General features: G+C 41.4%; 13 protein-coding genes. 10 read left to right on the top strand and 3 right to left on the bottom strand.

Translation table 11 applies throughout. The features are described from left to right. Positions 1-237: 237 nt before the first annotated feature. From RT138_RS03515 to RT138_RS03500, 4 genes are read left to right on the top strand one after another with little or no spacing between them, the layout of a single operon-like run. Positions 238-2,607, top strand: a complete 2,370-nt coding sequence (locus RT138_RS03515) for a PSD1 and planctomycete cytochrome C domain-containing protein (RefSeq protein WP_313189548.1) — start codon at positions 238-240, stop codon at positions 2,605-2,607. 28 nt (positions 2,608-2,635) lie between these two features. Next, positions 2,636-4,114 carry a DUF1501 domain-containing protein gene (locus tag RT138_RS03510; protein ID WP_313189547.1) on the top strand — a complete coding sequence of 493 codons (1,479 nt, stop codon included), beginning with the start codon at positions 2,636-2,638 and terminating at the stop codon, positions 4,112-4,114. Between the two features lie 13 nt (positions 4,115-4,127). Beyond that, positions 4,128-6,278 carry a chitobiase/beta-hexosaminidase C-terminal domain-containing protein gene (locus RT138_RS03505; protein WP_313189546.1) on the top strand — a complete coding sequence of 717 codons (2,151 nt, stop codon included), beginning with the start codon at positions 4,128-4,130 and terminating at the stop codon, positions 6,276-6,278. Positions 6,279-6,305: 27 nt separating this feature from the next. Beyond that, the gene (locus RT138_RS03500; protein WP_313189545.1) at positions 6,306-7,331 is read left to right on the top strand and encodes a hypothetical protein; all 1,026 of its coding nucleotides are present in this window, start codon (positions 6,306-6,308) and stop codon (positions 7,329-7,331) included. 2 nt (positions 7,332-7,333) lie between these two features. On the opposite strand, the gene RT138_RS03495 is transcribed toward RT138_RS03500, so the two are convergent. The 3 genes from RT138_RS03495 to RT138_RS03485 all read right to left on the bottom strand — a co-directional run bounded on the left by RT138_RS03495 (position 7,334) and on the right by RT138_RS03485 (position 9,802). Further along, entirely contained in the window at positions 7,334-7,636 is a 303-nt protein-coding gene (locus RT138_RS03495; RefSeq protein WP_313189544.1) for a hypothetical protein, read from the bottom strand. A gap of 255 nt (positions 7,637-7,891) precedes the next feature. Beyond that, positions 7,892-9,160, bottom strand: coding sequence for a hypothetical protein (locus tag RT138_RS03490; protein ID WP_313189543.1), 1,269 nt, complete (start codon positions 9,158-9,160; stop codon positions 7,892-7,894). Between the two features lie 18 nt (positions 9,161-9,178). Next, positions 9,179-9,802 carry a Crp/Fnr family transcriptional regulator gene (locus RT138_RS03485; protein WP_313189542.1) on the bottom strand — a complete coding sequence of 208 codons (624 nt, stop codon included), beginning with the start codon at positions 9,800-9,802 and terminating at the stop codon, positions 9,179-9,181. Between the two features lie 272 nt (positions 9,803-10,074). Here RT138_RS03485 and RT138_RS03480 point away from each other — a divergent pair, with 272 nt between their 5' ends. The 6 genes from RT138_RS03480 to RT138_RS03455 are packed head-to-tail and all read left to right on the top strand — an operon-like array spanning position 10,075 to position 15,625. Further along, positions 10,075-10,563 carry a cytochrome c gene (locus RT138_RS03480; RefSeq protein ID WP_313189541.1) on the top strand — a complete coding sequence of 163 codons (489 nt, stop codon included), beginning with the start codon at positions 10,075-10,077 and terminating at the stop codon, positions 10,561-10,563. A gap of 36 nt (positions 10,564-10,599) precedes the next feature. Beyond that, positions 10,600-12,588 carry a Sec-dependent nitrous-oxide reductase gene (gene nosZ, locus RT138_RS03475; RefSeq protein WP_313189540.1) on the top strand — a complete coding sequence of 663 codons (1,989 nt, stop codon included), beginning with the start codon at positions 10,600-10,602 and terminating at the stop codon, positions 12,586-12,588. A 12-nt stretch (positions 12,589-12,600) separates the two neighbouring features. Continuing rightward, positions 12,601-13,212 (top strand): hypothetical protein, encoded by a 612-nt coding sequence (locus tag RT138_RS03470; protein ID WP_197700953.1) that lies wholly within the window; start codon positions 12,601-12,603, stop codon positions 13,210-13,212. Next, on the top strand, positions 13,199-13,648 hold the full coding sequence (locus RT138_RS03465) for a nitrous oxide reductase accessory protein NosL (RefSeq protein ID WP_313189539.1): 450 nt from the start codon (positions 13,199-13,201) through the stop codon (positions 13,646-13,648). Before RT138_RS03470 ends, RT138_RS03465 begins: the two co-directional genes overlap by 14 nt. A 10-nt stretch (positions 13,649-13,658) precedes the next feature. Beyond that, positions 13,659-14,903 carry a nitrous oxide reductase family maturation protein NosD gene (locus RT138_RS03460; protein WP_313189538.1) on the top strand — a complete coding sequence of 415 codons (1,245 nt, stop codon included), beginning with the start codon at positions 13,659-13,661 and terminating at the stop codon, positions 14,901-14,903. A 2-nt stretch (positions 14,904-14,905) separates the two neighbouring features. Further along, the gene (locus RT138_RS03455; protein ID WP_313189537.1) at positions 14,906-15,625 is read left to right on the top strand and encodes an ABC transporter ATP-binding protein; all 720 of its coding nucleotides are present in this window, start codon (positions 14,906-14,908) and stop codon (positions 15,623-15,625) included. Positions 15,626-15,628: the final 3 nt, after the last annotated feature.

The following is a 15,628-nucleotide window of genomic DNA, read 5'->3' as shown; positions in this document are numbered from 1 at the left end:
AACTTAAATGCTATAACCAGTTGATTCTGAGTAAATGGGAATTATCCATATCGCTCAGAAGAAACTTAAACCTTATACTACACCCTCAACGGGAGCTTTGGCTCCAAAACAAAAACTATCATCATATGCAATCATTTGATTGTGTTTGATTCGGACAATAGAACATCTTTTTCCATAATGAAGTGGAATAGAGAATGGGCTAATGGTTTTTGGTAATAATTTGACTTAACATAAATTATGATGTGTAGAAAAAATCCTGTTTCAAAGAAATCACTTAGCATTGCAGCTGTTTTTTCAGTATTTGGATTGCTAATCTTTCTGCTGTCCATGTGCCGTCCAGGTGCTGAATCAGGAAGTTCAGATGCCGGAAACTTTGTGCTGCCAAAATATGTCGACTATAACTATGATATAAAACCGATCCTATCCGATAAATGCTTTGCTTGCCACGGCCCGGACAATAATACCCGAGAAGCTGGCTTAAGATTGGATACAGAAGAAGGGGCCTATAAAGCTTTGGCTGAAAGCCCTGATAAGCATGCGGTGGTTCCAGGAAAACCCCATATCAGTGAAGCTTTTCTGCGAATCACATCGGATGACGAGTCCATCAAGATGCCACCTACTGCATCAAATCTACCCTTAAGCAATTTTGAAATTGACCTGATCGAACGTTGGATTGAACAAGGTGCAGTTTATAAACCACATTGGGCATTTACGGCACCTAAAAAACCTGAAGTGCCCCAGCAGGAAAAAATTAAATGGGGGAATAATGAGATTGACAATTTTGTTCTTGACAAAATGACCAAAGTTGGGTTCAAACCCAACCCTGAAGCCGATAAAAATAGGCTCCTGCGCAGGGTAAGCCTGGATTTAACAGGATTGCCGCCAGATGAGAAAGTCATGGAACGGTTCTTAAATGACGATTCCCCCCGAGCCTATGAAAAATTAGTGGACGAACTCATGGCAAGTCCCGCATTTGGTGAACAAATGGCCTTGCACTGGATGGATGTCGCTCGTTACGCTGATTCCTATGGCTACCAAGATGATGATATCAGGACCCAATGGCCTTGGCGGGATTGGGTTATCCATGCCTTTAATGAAAACATGCCTTATGATCAGTTTGTCACTTGGCAATTGGCTGGAGATTTACTCCCCAATCCGAATAAAGAGCAGATTTTAGCGACAGCTTTCAATAGAAACCATAAAATAACCGAAGAAGGTGGAGTGGTGGAGGAAGAATATCGCGTTGCCTATGGACTGGATAAAACCAATACCTATGCTAAAGGTATCCTGGGCATTACCATGGAGTGTGCACAGTGCCACGACCATAAATACGACCCATTTACCCAAAAGAACTATTATGGCATGTACGCCTTCTTCAATAATTCTTTGGAAAAAGGTTTAGAAGGATTGGTGAATTCAGGGCCATCAAAAACTCCAAGGTTGACCGTAACCCAAGAAGATATCAAGGGTATCCTGAGTTTCATCAATCAAAATGCTGATGATGGGGAGGTCACAGTTTCGGTCATGGGCGAAAGGGATAGCATCCGACCTACCTTTATTCTGGATAGAGGGGTTTATGATGCCCCGACAGTACGTGTCTATCCGCAGACGCCTGAAGCTGTTTTGCCTTTTGATAGCACGAAGTACGCATCCAATAGAATGGGATTGGCCCAATGGACTTTCAGCGATAAAAATCCATTGACCTCTAGGGTGTTTGTCAACCAAATGTGGGCACTCATTTTCGGACGTGGACTGGTCGCTTCCGTTGCTGATTTTGGCAATCAAGGTGACCTTCCTAGCCACCCTGAACTTTTGGACTGGTTGGCAGTTGACTTCCAGCAAAATGGCTGGAACATCAAACGGCTCATCAAGCAACTGGTCAGCACGGCCACCTATAAGCAGTCTTCTGTCATGGAACAAAAACATTTGGAAAGAGATCCCGATAATATCTTCCTGGCTCGGGCGAAAAGGTTGCGTTTGCCGGCACAGATGATTCGGGATCAGGTCTTGGCGACCAGCGGATTATTGAACCGGAAAATTGGCGGGCCTAGTATCAAACCTTATCAACCCGAAGGAATTTGGGAAGTCAGCAGTTCTGGCCGCGGTGCTTTGGCGCAATATGTACAGGACCATGGACAGGACTTATACCGTCGAGGAATGTATGTCTTCTTTAAATTGACGCTACCTCCACCCAATATGTTGATTTTTGATGCCAGTAACCGAGATGCCTGTGAAGTCCAAAGACAAAGGACCAATACACCATTGCAAGCCTTGGTCATGATGAACGATCCGGCTATACTGGAGGCGTCTAGGATCTACTCGACAAACCTAATGGCCGATCAACCAAATCTTAAACAGAACGACTATATCAATAAAGTTTTTAAACGGGTACTCTGTCGAGAACCCACCGATAAAGAATTGGAGTTGTTAGGTTCCTATTATCAAGATGAACTTACTCGCTTTACTCAAAACAAAAAAGATGCTGCCTCCTTCTTAAATGTGGGTGAGGCACCGCAGGACAACTCACTTCCAAAGGAGAAATTGGCCGCTTTGATGTCGGTGGTGCATGCCATTTACAATCTGGAAGAAACATTGAATAAAGGATAGGGTCTAGGGAAATACAATATGGATAATCATGAGAAAAAAGATAGATAATAACTTAGATAAAGAAGTAAAAGAAGCTCAGCTGTTCCAAAACCGCAGGCAATTTTTATCTAGTTTAAGCATAGGGATTGGAAGTATAGCCTTAGGGTCTTTATTGATTCCAGACTTGTTTTCGGGCAAACCTGGTAGCCAAGAAGCTTTTGAAAGAGCCTTGCCTCATTTTGCTCCTAAAGCAAAACGGGTCATTTACCTTTTTCAATCTGGTGGTGTATCCCAATTGGAGTCCTTTGACCATAAACCAAAGCTTAGGGAGATGATCGGTCAAGACTTGCCTGAATCAATCCGTGGGGGACAAAGATTGACCGGTATGACAGCAGGTCAAGCTACTTTTCCACTGGTGGGTTCATATTTTGATTTTGCTCAATATGGACAAAGTCGAGCCTGGGTAAGCAGTTTGTTTCCGCACATGGCCAAGATTGTGGATGATCTCTGTATCATTAAATCCATGCATACGGATGCCATTAACCATGACCCCGCAATCACTTTCTTCCAAACGGGATCTCAACAGGGTAGCCGTGCGAGTATGGGTGCTTGGTTAAGTTATGGCCTAGGAAGTGAAAACCAAAATTTACCGGGCTTCTGCGTCCTTGTTTCCAAGGGAAAAGGAAATGGTCAAGGAGTCTATTCTAAACTTTGGACCAACGGTTTCTTGGATTCTGTCCATCAGGGGGTGCAATTTATGGGTGGTCCTGATCCAGTTCTCTATCTGAATAACCCTGAAGGAACCGATAAGATGAGCCGTAGGAAACTTTTGGATAAGCTCGCCGAATTGAACAGCATGCAATATGAAACGTTCAAGGACCCCGAGATCACGGCAAAAGTCCAACAATATGAAATGGCATATAGAATGCAGACCTCCGTACCGGAAGTAACTGACCTGTCCAAAGAACCTGACCATATCATAAAAATGTATGGTCCTGAATGCTTGGTCCCTGGTACCTATGCGGCAAATTGTCTCCTAGCCAGAAAGCTTTCAGAAAATGGAGTGCGTTTCGTGCAACTCTACCACCAAGGCTGGGACCAACATGGTGGTCTCCCAAATGAAATGGCCATGCAGGCAAAAGATGTGGATCAGGCTTCTGCAGCATTGGTTTCCGATCTTAAACAAAGAGGTCTGTTGGATGAAACCCTAGTGATATGGGGCGGAGAATTTGGTAGAACAAACTATTGCCAAGGTGGATTGACCGTGGATAATTATGGCCGTGACCATCACCCGCGTTGCTTCAGCGTTTGGATGGCAGGTGGCGGTATCAAACCGGGCATGGTCTATGGCGAAACGGATGAACTGGGCTATAATATTGTCAAAAACCCTGTTCATGTCCATGATTTCCATGCTACCATTCTGCATACACTGGGTTTAGATCATGAAAAACTGACCTATAAGCATTTGGGAAGGAGATACCGATTGACCGATGTCGCAGGAAATGTGGTCAAAGATATTTTAGCATAAACGGGGAAGCTAAATGACAATCAAAAATTTGCACTTCAATATACTGATAGGCCTCAACAGCTTTATCGTTTTTTTCTTACTGTTTGAAAATAGCATTCAGATTCCCGCTTATTTACAGGTTGTAGGCAGAATGCATCCCTTGTTGCTGCATTTTCCTATTGTACTCTTGGTCATCTGCTGGATCCTCTATCTGTTTAGGTCTCGCCTAGAAAAGGAAGTTCCTACACTTCAATCGATCCTCAACTCCCTGTTGTTCATCAGTTCCTTACTGACTGCTATCACGGTCATCATGGGGCTGTTACTATCTAAGGAAGGGGGATTTGAAGGAACGACCTATGAAATCCATAAATATACCGGAGTTGGCCTATCCCTATTGACACTTGCATTACTGGCTTTTATCCGATTCAACGCTAGTGGCAAATACCAGAAAGTCTTTGCCCTTGGCATGAATGTTTCCATCATTCTGTTGCTTCTGGTTGGGCATTTTGGTGCATCCCTTACCCATGGTGAGGATTTTATCATGTCGCCCATCAGGGAAAAGAAATCAAAGGAACTGGATGCTGAAACCGCTATTGTTTTTGAGGATGCGGTTATGCCTATCCTTCAGGCAAAATGCGTAGGCTGCCATAATTCAAGTAAACCTAAGGGCGGACTGGTACTATCTGATAGTACATCAATCTTGAAAGGTGGCGAGAATGGAAAGGTTTTTACTGCAGGTAATGCCTTGACCAGTTTGATGATCGAACGTATCCTTTTGGATATTGAACATAAACATAAGATGCCTCCTAAAGGGAAACCTCAATTGAGTATCGATGAGGTATCTCTTTTACGGGCATGGATACAGAGCGGTGGCAAATTTGATGTTCCCCTTTCTGCATTCGCCGTTCAGGATACCCTTTTTCAGGCTGTCAAGTCTGTCTATGGTTTTGCTGGAGCAGAGACCTATGATTTCGCTGCAGCAGATGAAGCAGAGGTAAAAAATCTAAACACACCCTACAGGATCATCAACCCTTTGGATGCTGGCTCCCCAGCCTTGGATGTCAACTTTTATGGCAAGGACTTTTTTACGGATAAATCGCTTTCTGACCTATCCTCCATTGCCGAGCAAGTGGTCTCCATAAACTTGAGTTCCATGCCGATTAAAAAGGCCGACATCCAAACACTCAATAAATTTAAGAACCTGAGAATCCTGAACCTGAACAACAGTAAAGTAAGCAACGAAGACCTGGCATTGCTTAAGGACCATGAAAACCTTAAAAGTATCAGCCTCATCGGGACAGGAGTTGGCATAGAAGGAATCAAATCTTTGGCAAAACTGCCAAATATGAGGAAGATTTTCGTTTGGAACACAGCTTTAAAACCTACGGACCTGGATGCAATAAGGAAGGATTTTCCAACCCTGAAAATAGATGTAGGATCGAAATCTGATGATTCCCAAAAATTGGCCCTGACGCCGGTAAGGATAAATCCTAATCGGAGCTTTTTCCAGAAAGAGATGACAGTTTCACTTAGTCATCCTATTACTGGCGTGCAATTGAGATATACCTTGGATGGGACGGATCCGGATTCTTCAACGGCCAAGATCTATAAGGAACCCATCCTGCTGAACAAGGATGCTAATTTACGTGTCAAAGCCGTGAAAGACGGTTGGTTGCCTAGCAATGAAACCCAGCAACGCTTCTATGCAACTTCGTTTAGTCCTAAGACCATCGTGTTGGAAAGCAAACCTAGTCAACAATATAAAGCAAGAAAGGAACAAAGCTTCTTTGATCTGGAAAGTGGCGGCAATAACAATGCCGATGGTAAGTGGTTGGGATTTCAAGGGAATGACCTTTCAACGACGATGAGCTTCGGTCAAGCAATTTCACTTGATACCCTTGCTCTCAGTATTAAACAGTCCTATAATGAACATATCTATCCCCCTGAATATATTGAAATCTGGGGTGGAACTGACTCCCTGAACCTGAAACTGCTGAACAAAGTCAAATTGGACCTGGATAAAGTGGATAAAATGCGAAATAAACGAATGATTGCCTGTGCAATTCCTAATCAGAAAATCAGTTTTATTCGATTGAAAACAAAACACTATCCTAAAATTCCGCAAGGCTTTCCCGGAGATGGTAATCCACCTTGGTTATTTGTGGATGAAATCATATTAAAATAACTGGTATTTAACCTTTAAATCTATATCATGAATAGAAAAGCATTTATCCAAAAATCTACTGTCCTAACTGGGAGTCTGTTTATCATGAAAGACCTATTTTCCAAACCGAAAAATATCGTTTATGGTCATAATAGCATGAAGTATAGTCTGGATACGGCTTGGGCGACTAAACATAACCCGAAATTAACGGTTAATGATTGCCATGAAATGGTACAGGATAAAAAAGGTAGGATCATCTTGCTGACCAATGAAACAAAGAATAACATCATTGTCTTCAATAAGGATGGTAAAGTACTGGAAAGTTGGGGGAATGACTTCCCCGGAGGTCATGGCCTGACCTTGCATAATGAAAATGGAACAGATTACCTATATATCACCGATACCGATAGACATCAGGTCTATAAAACTACTCTTTCAGGAAAAGTACTCCTCACCATCGATGCCCCTCTAGGAATTGGACTTTACTATAAAAAAGAGGAATTTGTGCCAACGGAAACTGCAATCGATGATAATGGCGATATCTTTATTGCCGATGGCTATGGCGCTCAACATATCCTTCACTATGATAGTAAAGGTAAATTGATCAATCATTTTGGCGGTAGAGGAGAAGGAGATCAATTCCTAGATAATGCACATGGAATTGCCTTTGATAAAAGAAATGGAAAGAAAAGTCTATTGATTACTGACCGAACAAGAAACTGCTTTAAAAGATTTGATACAGCGGGGAAATTGTTGGAGATTATCCAGCTGCCGGGTGAATGCGTGTGTAGACCGGTGGTTAAAGGAAACCATGTTTATGCGGCAGTTTTAAGGTCCCCTAATATGGATGTTGCAGATTCTGGCTTTGTTACCATCTTGGACAAAAACAATAAAGTAGTCAGCAATATAGGTGGTACAGAACCTGTTTACCAAGATGGAACCTTAAAGACCATGCAGCAACAAGACAAGATATTTGTTCATCCCCATGATGTCTGTGTGGATGATGATGATAATCTATATGTGGCGCAATGGGCATCTGGAAAGGTTTTCCCATATAAGTTGAATAGGGTATAACCTCATCTTTTCTTATACATTTCCCTATACTTGATTTTTTCAGCTTCGCGCTCGATCAATAGTCGGGCAAGGGTATGTCCGGGGGATCTAATGCCGGCTTCTTCTGCCAGTGCCCGTCTAGCTTTTTCTTCGGAGACATCGATTCGATAAAGGATACTGATCAGTTTGTTGAAATTGCTGGAAACCAGTTCATCTAAATGATTGGCTAATTGTTCGAATTGTTCTTTCTCGGTCTTATATTTTGAGACATCTTCCAATTGAAGCTTGTCGGCAACCAAAAGCACAGGATAATTCTTGTTTTCCATATCATTTTCTCATTTCTACTGGTAAATTTAATTTTATTTTATCCATTTCCATTAAGTAAAATGACCTTTTGTAGCTGACTATTTTAGCTCCAAATTCTTTCAAATTCGAGTGTTTCATTCGAGTATGGCTTTGGTCTTATTCGAGGCATATTCGGAAAATTCGGAATGTGTCTCGAATGAGAGTGAACTTAGGTTCCGAAAAGCCACTTGATTGGAATAGCTAAAATATTATCTTGAAATGAGGTGCTTTGGCTATTATTCAGATTTCTCCACTGATTCTGTTTTTGGAGAACAGAAAATCTGCTTATGTATAATCAGGCAGATGCTGATGACTATAATGATTGCTGCAATCCCTAGGGTTTCGTGGGTTCTTTGGAAGCTATGCCGCATAAGACCTCCGATTCCTTGGATCATTAGCACAAATTCATTGAGGAATATCCCTAGCAATAGACCATAGACCCCAACTCCAATACCCTTATTCATTTTTAGTGCTTGGCTATTGAATGCGTAGCCCAATAAAAATAAAGAAATAATTACTAATAATACCAAATGTAGGTAGGCAATGACGATCGGTCTAAAGCCATAGACCAATTGGCTTAAGGCCGGAATAATGGAGATGGCCTGCAGGATCAATTTGATACAGACCGCTAAGGCCACACAGGACCACAGGATAAAGACAACTTTATTTAATTGTAATGCATCCGTTTTCTTTTTGGCTGCAAAGAATTTGATAAGGAATTTTGCCCATAGGAAGATCTGTACCAGAACGGTTAGCAGCAATAATCCATAAAGCCAATTAGGGAATCCTTTCCACCAGAGTACAGACAGAAAATAAGCAGGAACAACTGTTGAAATGTACAGCCAAGAGAACCTCGGGCTAATGATACTCTGTCCAAATTTTTTGAAAATCCAATGGTTCAACAAACCAAAACAGCTAAAGAAAAACCAGCCATTGTATTGGAAATGCAGATAGAAGTAAACAGAGGCCAATTGTTTCAATGGATCCAGTTGATGGGTTACCTTCAGGTAAACCAAGGCAAATGTGCCAATCGATGAGAGTACATTATAGATTACTGCGGCTTTGATCAAGATCAATATCGCTTTTGGAACAGAGGATTTATTGAGGTCCTGCCAGAGAACGATCGCAAACCAATAAGAGACCAACACGACTAAAGACGAGAATGTAATAGATAGAAAGGCATAGCCTGTAATGGTAAATGAGATCAGCATGCCCAAGGATGCCAGAAAATTAGCTAATAGGATATTCCTATAGGCTTTGGGAAGGCTCTTTTCCATGTTGTTTCCAGTAACGATCAAGATCAAGAAAATCATGATCGCTTGAGAAACCCATCCCGAAAAGGCAAAGTGTGAATGCGCATGCATCAGGTTTTTTTGATCCAGAAAGGGTAGGGGAAAGAGAAATTTAAGGCGCATCAATAGACCATAGATTCCCACGATCAGAAAACTGAACATGGTTAGTAGAGTCCAATCTTTTGCAGAATTAAATTTGAGTGTTGCTGACATTCCTTTTTTCTAAGCTTATTAACCTTCGACCTTTCCAGTGCAATACGTCGGGATAAAAACCTTTCCTTTTATTATGGATAGTTTTTCCTCTTTTTCAAGGTTTTTCATGGCTCGGATTATGGTTTCCACCCGTAATCCGGTCATATTTGCCAATTGTTGCCTGGTCAACATCAATCGATGGCATTCTCCACAGATGAGTTTGTTTTCATCGTTTAATTTATTGAGCAGATGGATCAGGATTTCCTCAGGCGAATAGCTGCAGATCATTTTCGTCATGAAGAGCTTGAACCGAAGTTCCCTAGCTATTCGTTGGGTTACCAAGAGCATAATGCTATGGTAATCGCTCAATATCTCCATAAATGCGCTAGAGGATAACTTTAGCATGGTACAAGGTTTGTCTGCAATGGCAGTCGCCACATGGAAACCATTATCAAGTATGGCAACCTCCCCAAATCCCTCGCCTGCACAGACGACCTTATGCAATACTTCTTTACCGTCAGCAAGGAAGTTGCATATTATTACTCGTCCACTGATCACTTGATAATAGAAATTTGAAGGACTATTCTCATGGAATATCACTTCTGCGCTTTCCACTTTTTTAACGGTTGCGCCTTTTTCAATAAGTAACTCGGATGGGATCATATCCTTGTTTTTTTTATGTCTTCCTATTTAAGACAAATTTATCTAGAAAGACGATTTTCATAGTTGATGGTAGTCACTCAAAATAGTGATTAGAATCAAAATTAGACTTAATTCTCTAATAGTCAATAGGATGTAAGGTTGATTACCATATATCAATACTGTTATTCAATAAATTATGATTTACCTCATAAAATTAGCCTCAAGCTTGCCGGTACCTTTGTAATAAACGTAATACACAATCATTGATTGAATTCAAAAAAATCTAAGAAACTATGAAAAAATTAACCGTACTCTTATTGATGGCCATGTTCATATACGCCTGTTCATCAAACAATAGTGAGCAAAAATCAGAGCGTTCCTTCCCAGAGGAAACAGCAGCCGCATCTAGCGATGCTGGTACTGATGCGAGCTCCTATGACCCTAACCGTGGAGAAGGAAAATTTACAACAGTTGACCTAGGCGACAAGCTGGATGTAGCGATGGCTGAAGCAGGTAAGACCATTGTAGATTTAAAATGTGCATCATGCCACAAGATGACCGATGAGAAGTTGGTAGGACCAGGATGGAAAGGCGTTTCAGAACGTAGAAAACCAGAATGGATCATGAACTTTATTACCAACCCAGATGCGATGTTGGATAAAGACCCTGAGTTGCAAGCGCAATTGGAATTGTGTTTAGTGCGTATGCCTAACCAAAACTTATCAGACGATGATGCCCGCAAAATCTTGGAATTTATGCGTCAAAATGATGGTGTGAAATAATTCGAAAGCAAGTTATTATATCTAAATCATACTATAATGGAATTTAAAAAATATTTTCTATCAGGGATTGCTGTGGCCACGCTGCTCACTTCATTCCAAGCTTGTAAGCCCAAAGGGGCCGGCGAAGCCGTCAGTGGTAATGCCGCAGAAAAGACCTATGTCGCTCCAGGAAAATACGATGAGTTTTACAACTTCGTATCAGGAGGTTTCAGTGGACAGATGTCTGTATACGGACTACCTTCTGGACGTTTGTTAAGAGTAATCCCGGTATTTTCCGTGGATCCTGAAAAAGGATGGGGATTCAGTGAAGAAACGAAACCTATGCTGGAAACTTCCCATGGGAATGTGCCTTGGGATGATTTGCACCACGTTCAATTATCAAAAACCGACGGTAACTATGATGGTCGTTGGGTATTTGCCAATGCCAACAATACTCCACGTATTGCCCGTATTGACTTGACTACCTTCCGTACAGCTGAGATCCTTGAACTACCGAACAGTGGGGGTAACCACTCATCACCTTATATCACCGAAAATACAGAGTATGTGGTGGCGGGAACTCGTTTTTCGGTTCCTTTAGATGGTGAAGGTGGCGACGTGCCTATCAATACCTTTAAGCAGAACTTCCGTGGTTCATTGAGCTTTGTCAGTGTAGACAAACAGAGTGGAAACATGGAATTGTCCTTCCAGATTGAAACTCCTGGTGTCAACTACGATTTAAGTCGTGCTGGTAAAGGTGTATCTCATGGTTGGTTCTTCTTCTCTACCTATAACACTGAACAAGCAAACACCTTGTTAGAGGTAAATGCGTCCAAAAATGACAAAGACTTTGTTTTGGCGGTAAACTGGAAAAAAGCAGAGGAATATTTAAAAGCTGGTAAAGGTAAAAAGGTTACTGGTCTGAAATATGCCCACAACAAGTATGATGAAAAATCACATACTTCATCTACTGAATTCAAAACGGAAACTATCGTCTTGAAGGCAGAAGAATTGGAAGGATTGTGTTACTATATCCCTTGTCCTAAATCACCTCACGGTGTAGACGTTGACCCTACAGGTGAATATATTGTGGGTTCAGGTAAACTTGCCGCTTTAATTCCTGTATTCTCATTCGATAAAATCCAGAAAGCGATTGCTGGAAAACAATTCGAAGGTGAATTCGGAGGTATTCCAATCATTAAATATGAAGCAGCATTACATGGCGAGGTTGAAAAACCAGGTTTAGGTCCTTTGCACACTGAGTTTGATGAAAAAGGAAATGCGATCACTTCATTCTTCGTATCCTCAGAATTGGTAAAATGGAATGTGAAGACTTTGAAAGTTCTAGACCGTGTTCCTACCTATTACTCAACAGGTCACTTGATGATCCCTGGTGGTGATACCAAAAATCCTTATGGAAAATATGTGGTTGCTTATAACAAGATTACAAAAGACCGTTTCCTTCCTACAGGACCTGAATTGTCACAAAGTGCGCAGATCTTTGATATTTCTGGAGACAAGATGCAGTTGATCTTGGACTTCCCTACAATCGGTGAGCCGCACTATGCCCAAGCGATCAAGGCAGACAAGGTTGTGGACAAGAGCGTCAAGATCTTCAAAATCGAGGAAAATACGAACCCACATGCCACTAAAGGAGAGAGTGAAGCTCGCGTAGAACGTAAGGGTAACCAAATCCATGTTTACCTAACTTCTATCCGTTCCCATTTTGCACCTGACAATATTGAGGGTGTTCAATTAGGCGATGAGGTTTATTTCCACGTAACCAATATTGAGCAAGACTGGGATATGCCACATGGATTTGCCGTAAAAGGCGCCAAAAATGGTGAGCTTTTGGTTATGCCAGGCGAAACCCAGACCTTAAAATGGGTACCAGACCGTGTTGGTGTGTTCCCATTCTATTGTACGGACTTCTGTAGTGCATTGCACCAAGAAATGCAAGGTTATATCCGTATTTCTAAAAAAGGAAATAATGTTCCGTTGACCTACAGTGTAGGCACAAACATGCCTAAAGAGAGTACTAACTAAAGCTACATAGAGATGAAATCTACAAATAACTTGTCAGTCTTGCACCGTGTCTTATTGGTACTATGCGGCCTGGCTTTAGTAGCAGTCATCTTCCTTCCGATTTGGCGTATTGAGCTGGATGCAGCTCAATACCCAGAAGGGTTGGAACTGCAGATATTCAGCCATAAATTGTCTGGCCAGGTGGATATCATCAACGGATTGAACCATTATATCGGCATGAAAACCCTACATAAGGAGGATTTCAAGGAATTCACAGTCCTTCCTTATATCATTGGATTCTTTGCATTGGCCTTTACCGTTGTCGGTCTTGCCAACAAAAGAAAGTGGGTATACTACTTATTTGGAGCATTCCTGCTATTTGGAATCGTAGCCATGGTTGACTTCTATGTTTGGGAGTACAACTATGGACATAACCTAGACCCGAATGCACCGATCAAAGTACCTGGCATGTCCTATACTCCTCCATTGATCGGCTATAAAAAGCTGTTGAATTTCGGAGCTTATTCCGTTCCCGATATAGGTGGTTGGATTTTTATCCTTTGCGGAATTATTTTGGCTTTTTGTGTCATTCAGGAATGGCGCAAAACGAAAACTTCTAAAAAACTTAAAAATGAACAGAACTAAGATATTTCTTATCTGCTTGAGCAGTGTCCTTCTGATCATGTTTGGATTGCAAGCATGTCAAGGCAATAGTGAACCAAAGCCAATAAAATATGGCTCTGACCAATGTGCTTATTGCAAAATGACCATTAGCGATGCTCGATTTGGCACACAGTTGCAGACTAAAAAAGGGCGTGTTTACAATTTCGACGATGTACAATGCATGATTTCCTTTGTGAAGGAAAGCAGCGTGAAGAAGGAAGAGGTTGCAGCCTATTTTTTACCTGACTATAGCAGTAATAAATTGTTGCCGGCAGACAAGATGTTCTATTTGAAAAGTGAAGAGCTGAAAAGCCCTATGCGCGGAAATATTGCAGCCTTTGAAAAGACAGAGGACCTGGAAAAGACAAAAGCTGAATTAGGAGGTACAACCCTTAGTTGGGACGACCTTTGGAAATAAAACCTGCATCATGGGAAGATCAGTTTGGAAGATATTTAGTGCGTTGATTTGTTTATTTATGGTAGTTGGCATGTCTCATGCCACTACCATTAAAGTAGGCAAAAATGAGTCGGTGAAATCCATAAAACAAGGGATTGCCCTGGCAAAACAAGGCGATACCGTGCTGGTTCAATCTGGAACCTATAAGGAGGGAAATATTATCATCGATAAAGCTATCAGCCTGATCGGTGAGGGCATGCCGACCTTGGATGGAGAGAAAAAACATGAGCCAATCTCCGTAAAATCATCCTATGTAAATATTCAAGGATTTAAGATCAAAGGCTCAGGACATTCCTCCATTAACGATGTAGCGGGAATAAAAATCTACAATACCCATCATGTCAACATCATCAACAATGTATTGGATGATAATTTCTTTGGGGTCTATTCGCAAAACTCCAAACATCTAGAAATCAAGGGTAACAAGATCCAGGCTTATGGAACAGCTGAACAATTGATTGGCAACGGTATCCATGGTTGGAAATCAGACAGCCTACTCATTGAAAACAATGAGATCTTAGGACATCGGGATGGCATCTACCTAGAATTTGTAACCCATACCCATGTCAACAAAAACCGCTCAGAGGGCAACCTGAGATATGGCCTACATTTCATGTTTTCACATGACAACAGCTATATAGAAAATGTATTCCGGGCAAATGGTGCCGGAGTGGCCGTGATGTACACCAAGAATGTACATATGGAGAACAATAAATTTGAAGAGAACTGGGGGGATTCCGCTTATGGTCTGCTCCTAAAAGATATATCAGACAGTAAAATAATCAACAATACATTTGATCGCAATACCGCTGGAATTTTTATGGAAGGTTCCAACAGGATCCAAATCGAGAACAACCTTTTTCAAGGAAATGGTTGGAGCGTAAAAATCCAGGCGAGTTGTATGGACAATGATTTTAAGAATAATAATTTCTTGCAAAACACATTTGATGTGGCGACCAATGGAACGTTGACCCTTAACAATTTTGAAAATAATTATTGGGATAAATATGAAGGCTATGACCTGGATAAGGATGGGATTGGGGATATTCCATTCCGCCCTGTAAGTTTATTTTCCATGTTGGTCGAACGCTATCCATCAGCCATGTTGCTTTTTAGAAGTTTTATGGTGACGTTGTTTGATCGTACCGAGAAACTGTTGCCAAGTTTGACCCCAGAAGGGTTAAAAGATGAGAAACCACGTATGAAATCAGTTTAATTATGATCGAAATCCAACATATTTTCAAAGACTTTGGCAAGTTTAAGGTGCTGAAAGACATTAACCTTAGCTTGAATGGAGGGGAGTGTGTCGCCTTGATCGGTCCAAACGGAAGTGGAAAAACCACGCTAATCAAATCTGTTTTGGGGATGGTGGTGCCGAGTGCTGGGATCATCAAATTTGACGGCGAGAATATCCAAAACAAATATTCTTACCGAAAAGAGATCGGCTATATGCCACAGATTGGACAATATCCAGAGAATATGAGCATAGGTCAGGTATTGGATATGATGAAAGATATTCGAAAGATGCCAGAAGATCAGTTAGATCTAGACTTATACCACGCGTTTAACTTACCAGCATTGTTGGATAAACGTATGGGCACGCTGTCTGGAGGGACTAGGCAAAAGGTCAGTGCATGTCTGGCATTTCTGTTTAATCCAAAGGCCTTAATCTTAGACGAACCAACGGCCGGCCTAGATCCACTTTCTTCGGAAATATTGAAAAGTAAGATCCAGAAGGTCATGAATGAAAACAAACTGATCATTATCAGTTCACATGTGCTCAGTGACCTGGACGATCTGGTTTCCCAAATCATTTATCTGCAAGAAGGGAAACTGATGTTCCATAAATCACTTCAACAGTTAAAGATAGATACAGGTACAGATAAATTGTCTAAAGCAATTGCGCAGGTCATGTCTGTTCCAAATCAAACTAAATAGGCT

Source organism: Sphingobacterium sp. (genome assembly GCF_032065005.1).
In the GTDB taxonomy this organism is placed as follows: Bacteria; Bacteroidota; Bacteroidia; order Sphingobacteriales; family Sphingobacteriaceae; genus Sphingobacterium.
The sequence above is the reverse complement of the archived record's forward strand: the minus strand, read 5'-3'. Positions and strand labels throughout refer to the sequence as shown.

Coding starts and splice junctions, on each gene's coding strand:
- RT138_RS03500 (WP_313189545.1), top strand. CDS start 6,306: ATGAATAGAAAAGCATTTATCCAAAAATCTACTGTCCTAACTGGGAGT.
- RT138_RS03460 (WP_313189538.1), top strand. CDS start 13,659: ATGGGAAGATCAGTTTGGAAGATATTTAGTGCGTTGATTTGTTTATTT.
- RT138_RS03485 (WP_313189542.1), bottom strand. CDS start 9,802: ATGATCCCATCCGAGTTACTTATTGAAAAAGGCGCAACCGTTAAAAAA.
- RT138_RS03510 (WP_313189547.1), top strand. CDS start 2,636: ATGAGAAAAAAGATAGATAATAACTTAGATAAAGAAGTAAAAGAAGCT.
- nosZ (WP_313189540.1), top strand. CDS start 10,600: ATGGAATTTAAAAAATATTTTCTATCAGGGATTGCTGTGGCCACGCTG.
- RT138_RS03470 (WP_197700953.1), top strand. CDS start 12,601: ATGAAATCTACAAATAACTTGTCAGTCTTGCACCGTGTCTTATTGGTA.
- RT138_RS03490 (WP_313189543.1), bottom strand. CDS start 9,160: ATGTCAGCAACACTCAAATTTAATTCTGCAAAAGATTGGACTCTACTA.
- RT138_RS03455 (WP_313189537.1), top strand. CDS start 14,906: ATGATCGAAATCCAACATATTTTCAAAGACTTTGGCAAGTTTAAGGTG.
- RT138_RS03465 (WP_313189539.1), top strand. CDS start 13,199: ATGAACAGAACTAAGATATTTCTTATCTGCTTGAGCAGTGTCCTTCTG.
- RT138_RS03480 (WP_313189541.1), top strand. CDS start 10,075: ATGAAAAAATTAACCGTACTCTTATTGATGGCCATGTTCATATACGCC.
- RT138_RS03495 (WP_313189544.1), bottom strand. CDS start 7,636: ATGGAAAACAAGAATTATCCTGTGCTTTTGGTTGCCGACAAGCTTCAA.
- RT138_RS03515 (WP_313189548.1), top strand. CDS start 238: ATGATGTGTAGAAAAAATCCTGTTTCAAAGAAATCACTTAGCATTGCA.
- RT138_RS03505 (WP_313189546.1), top strand. CDS start 4,128: ATGACAATCAAAAATTTGCACTTCAATATACTGATAGGCCTCAACAGC.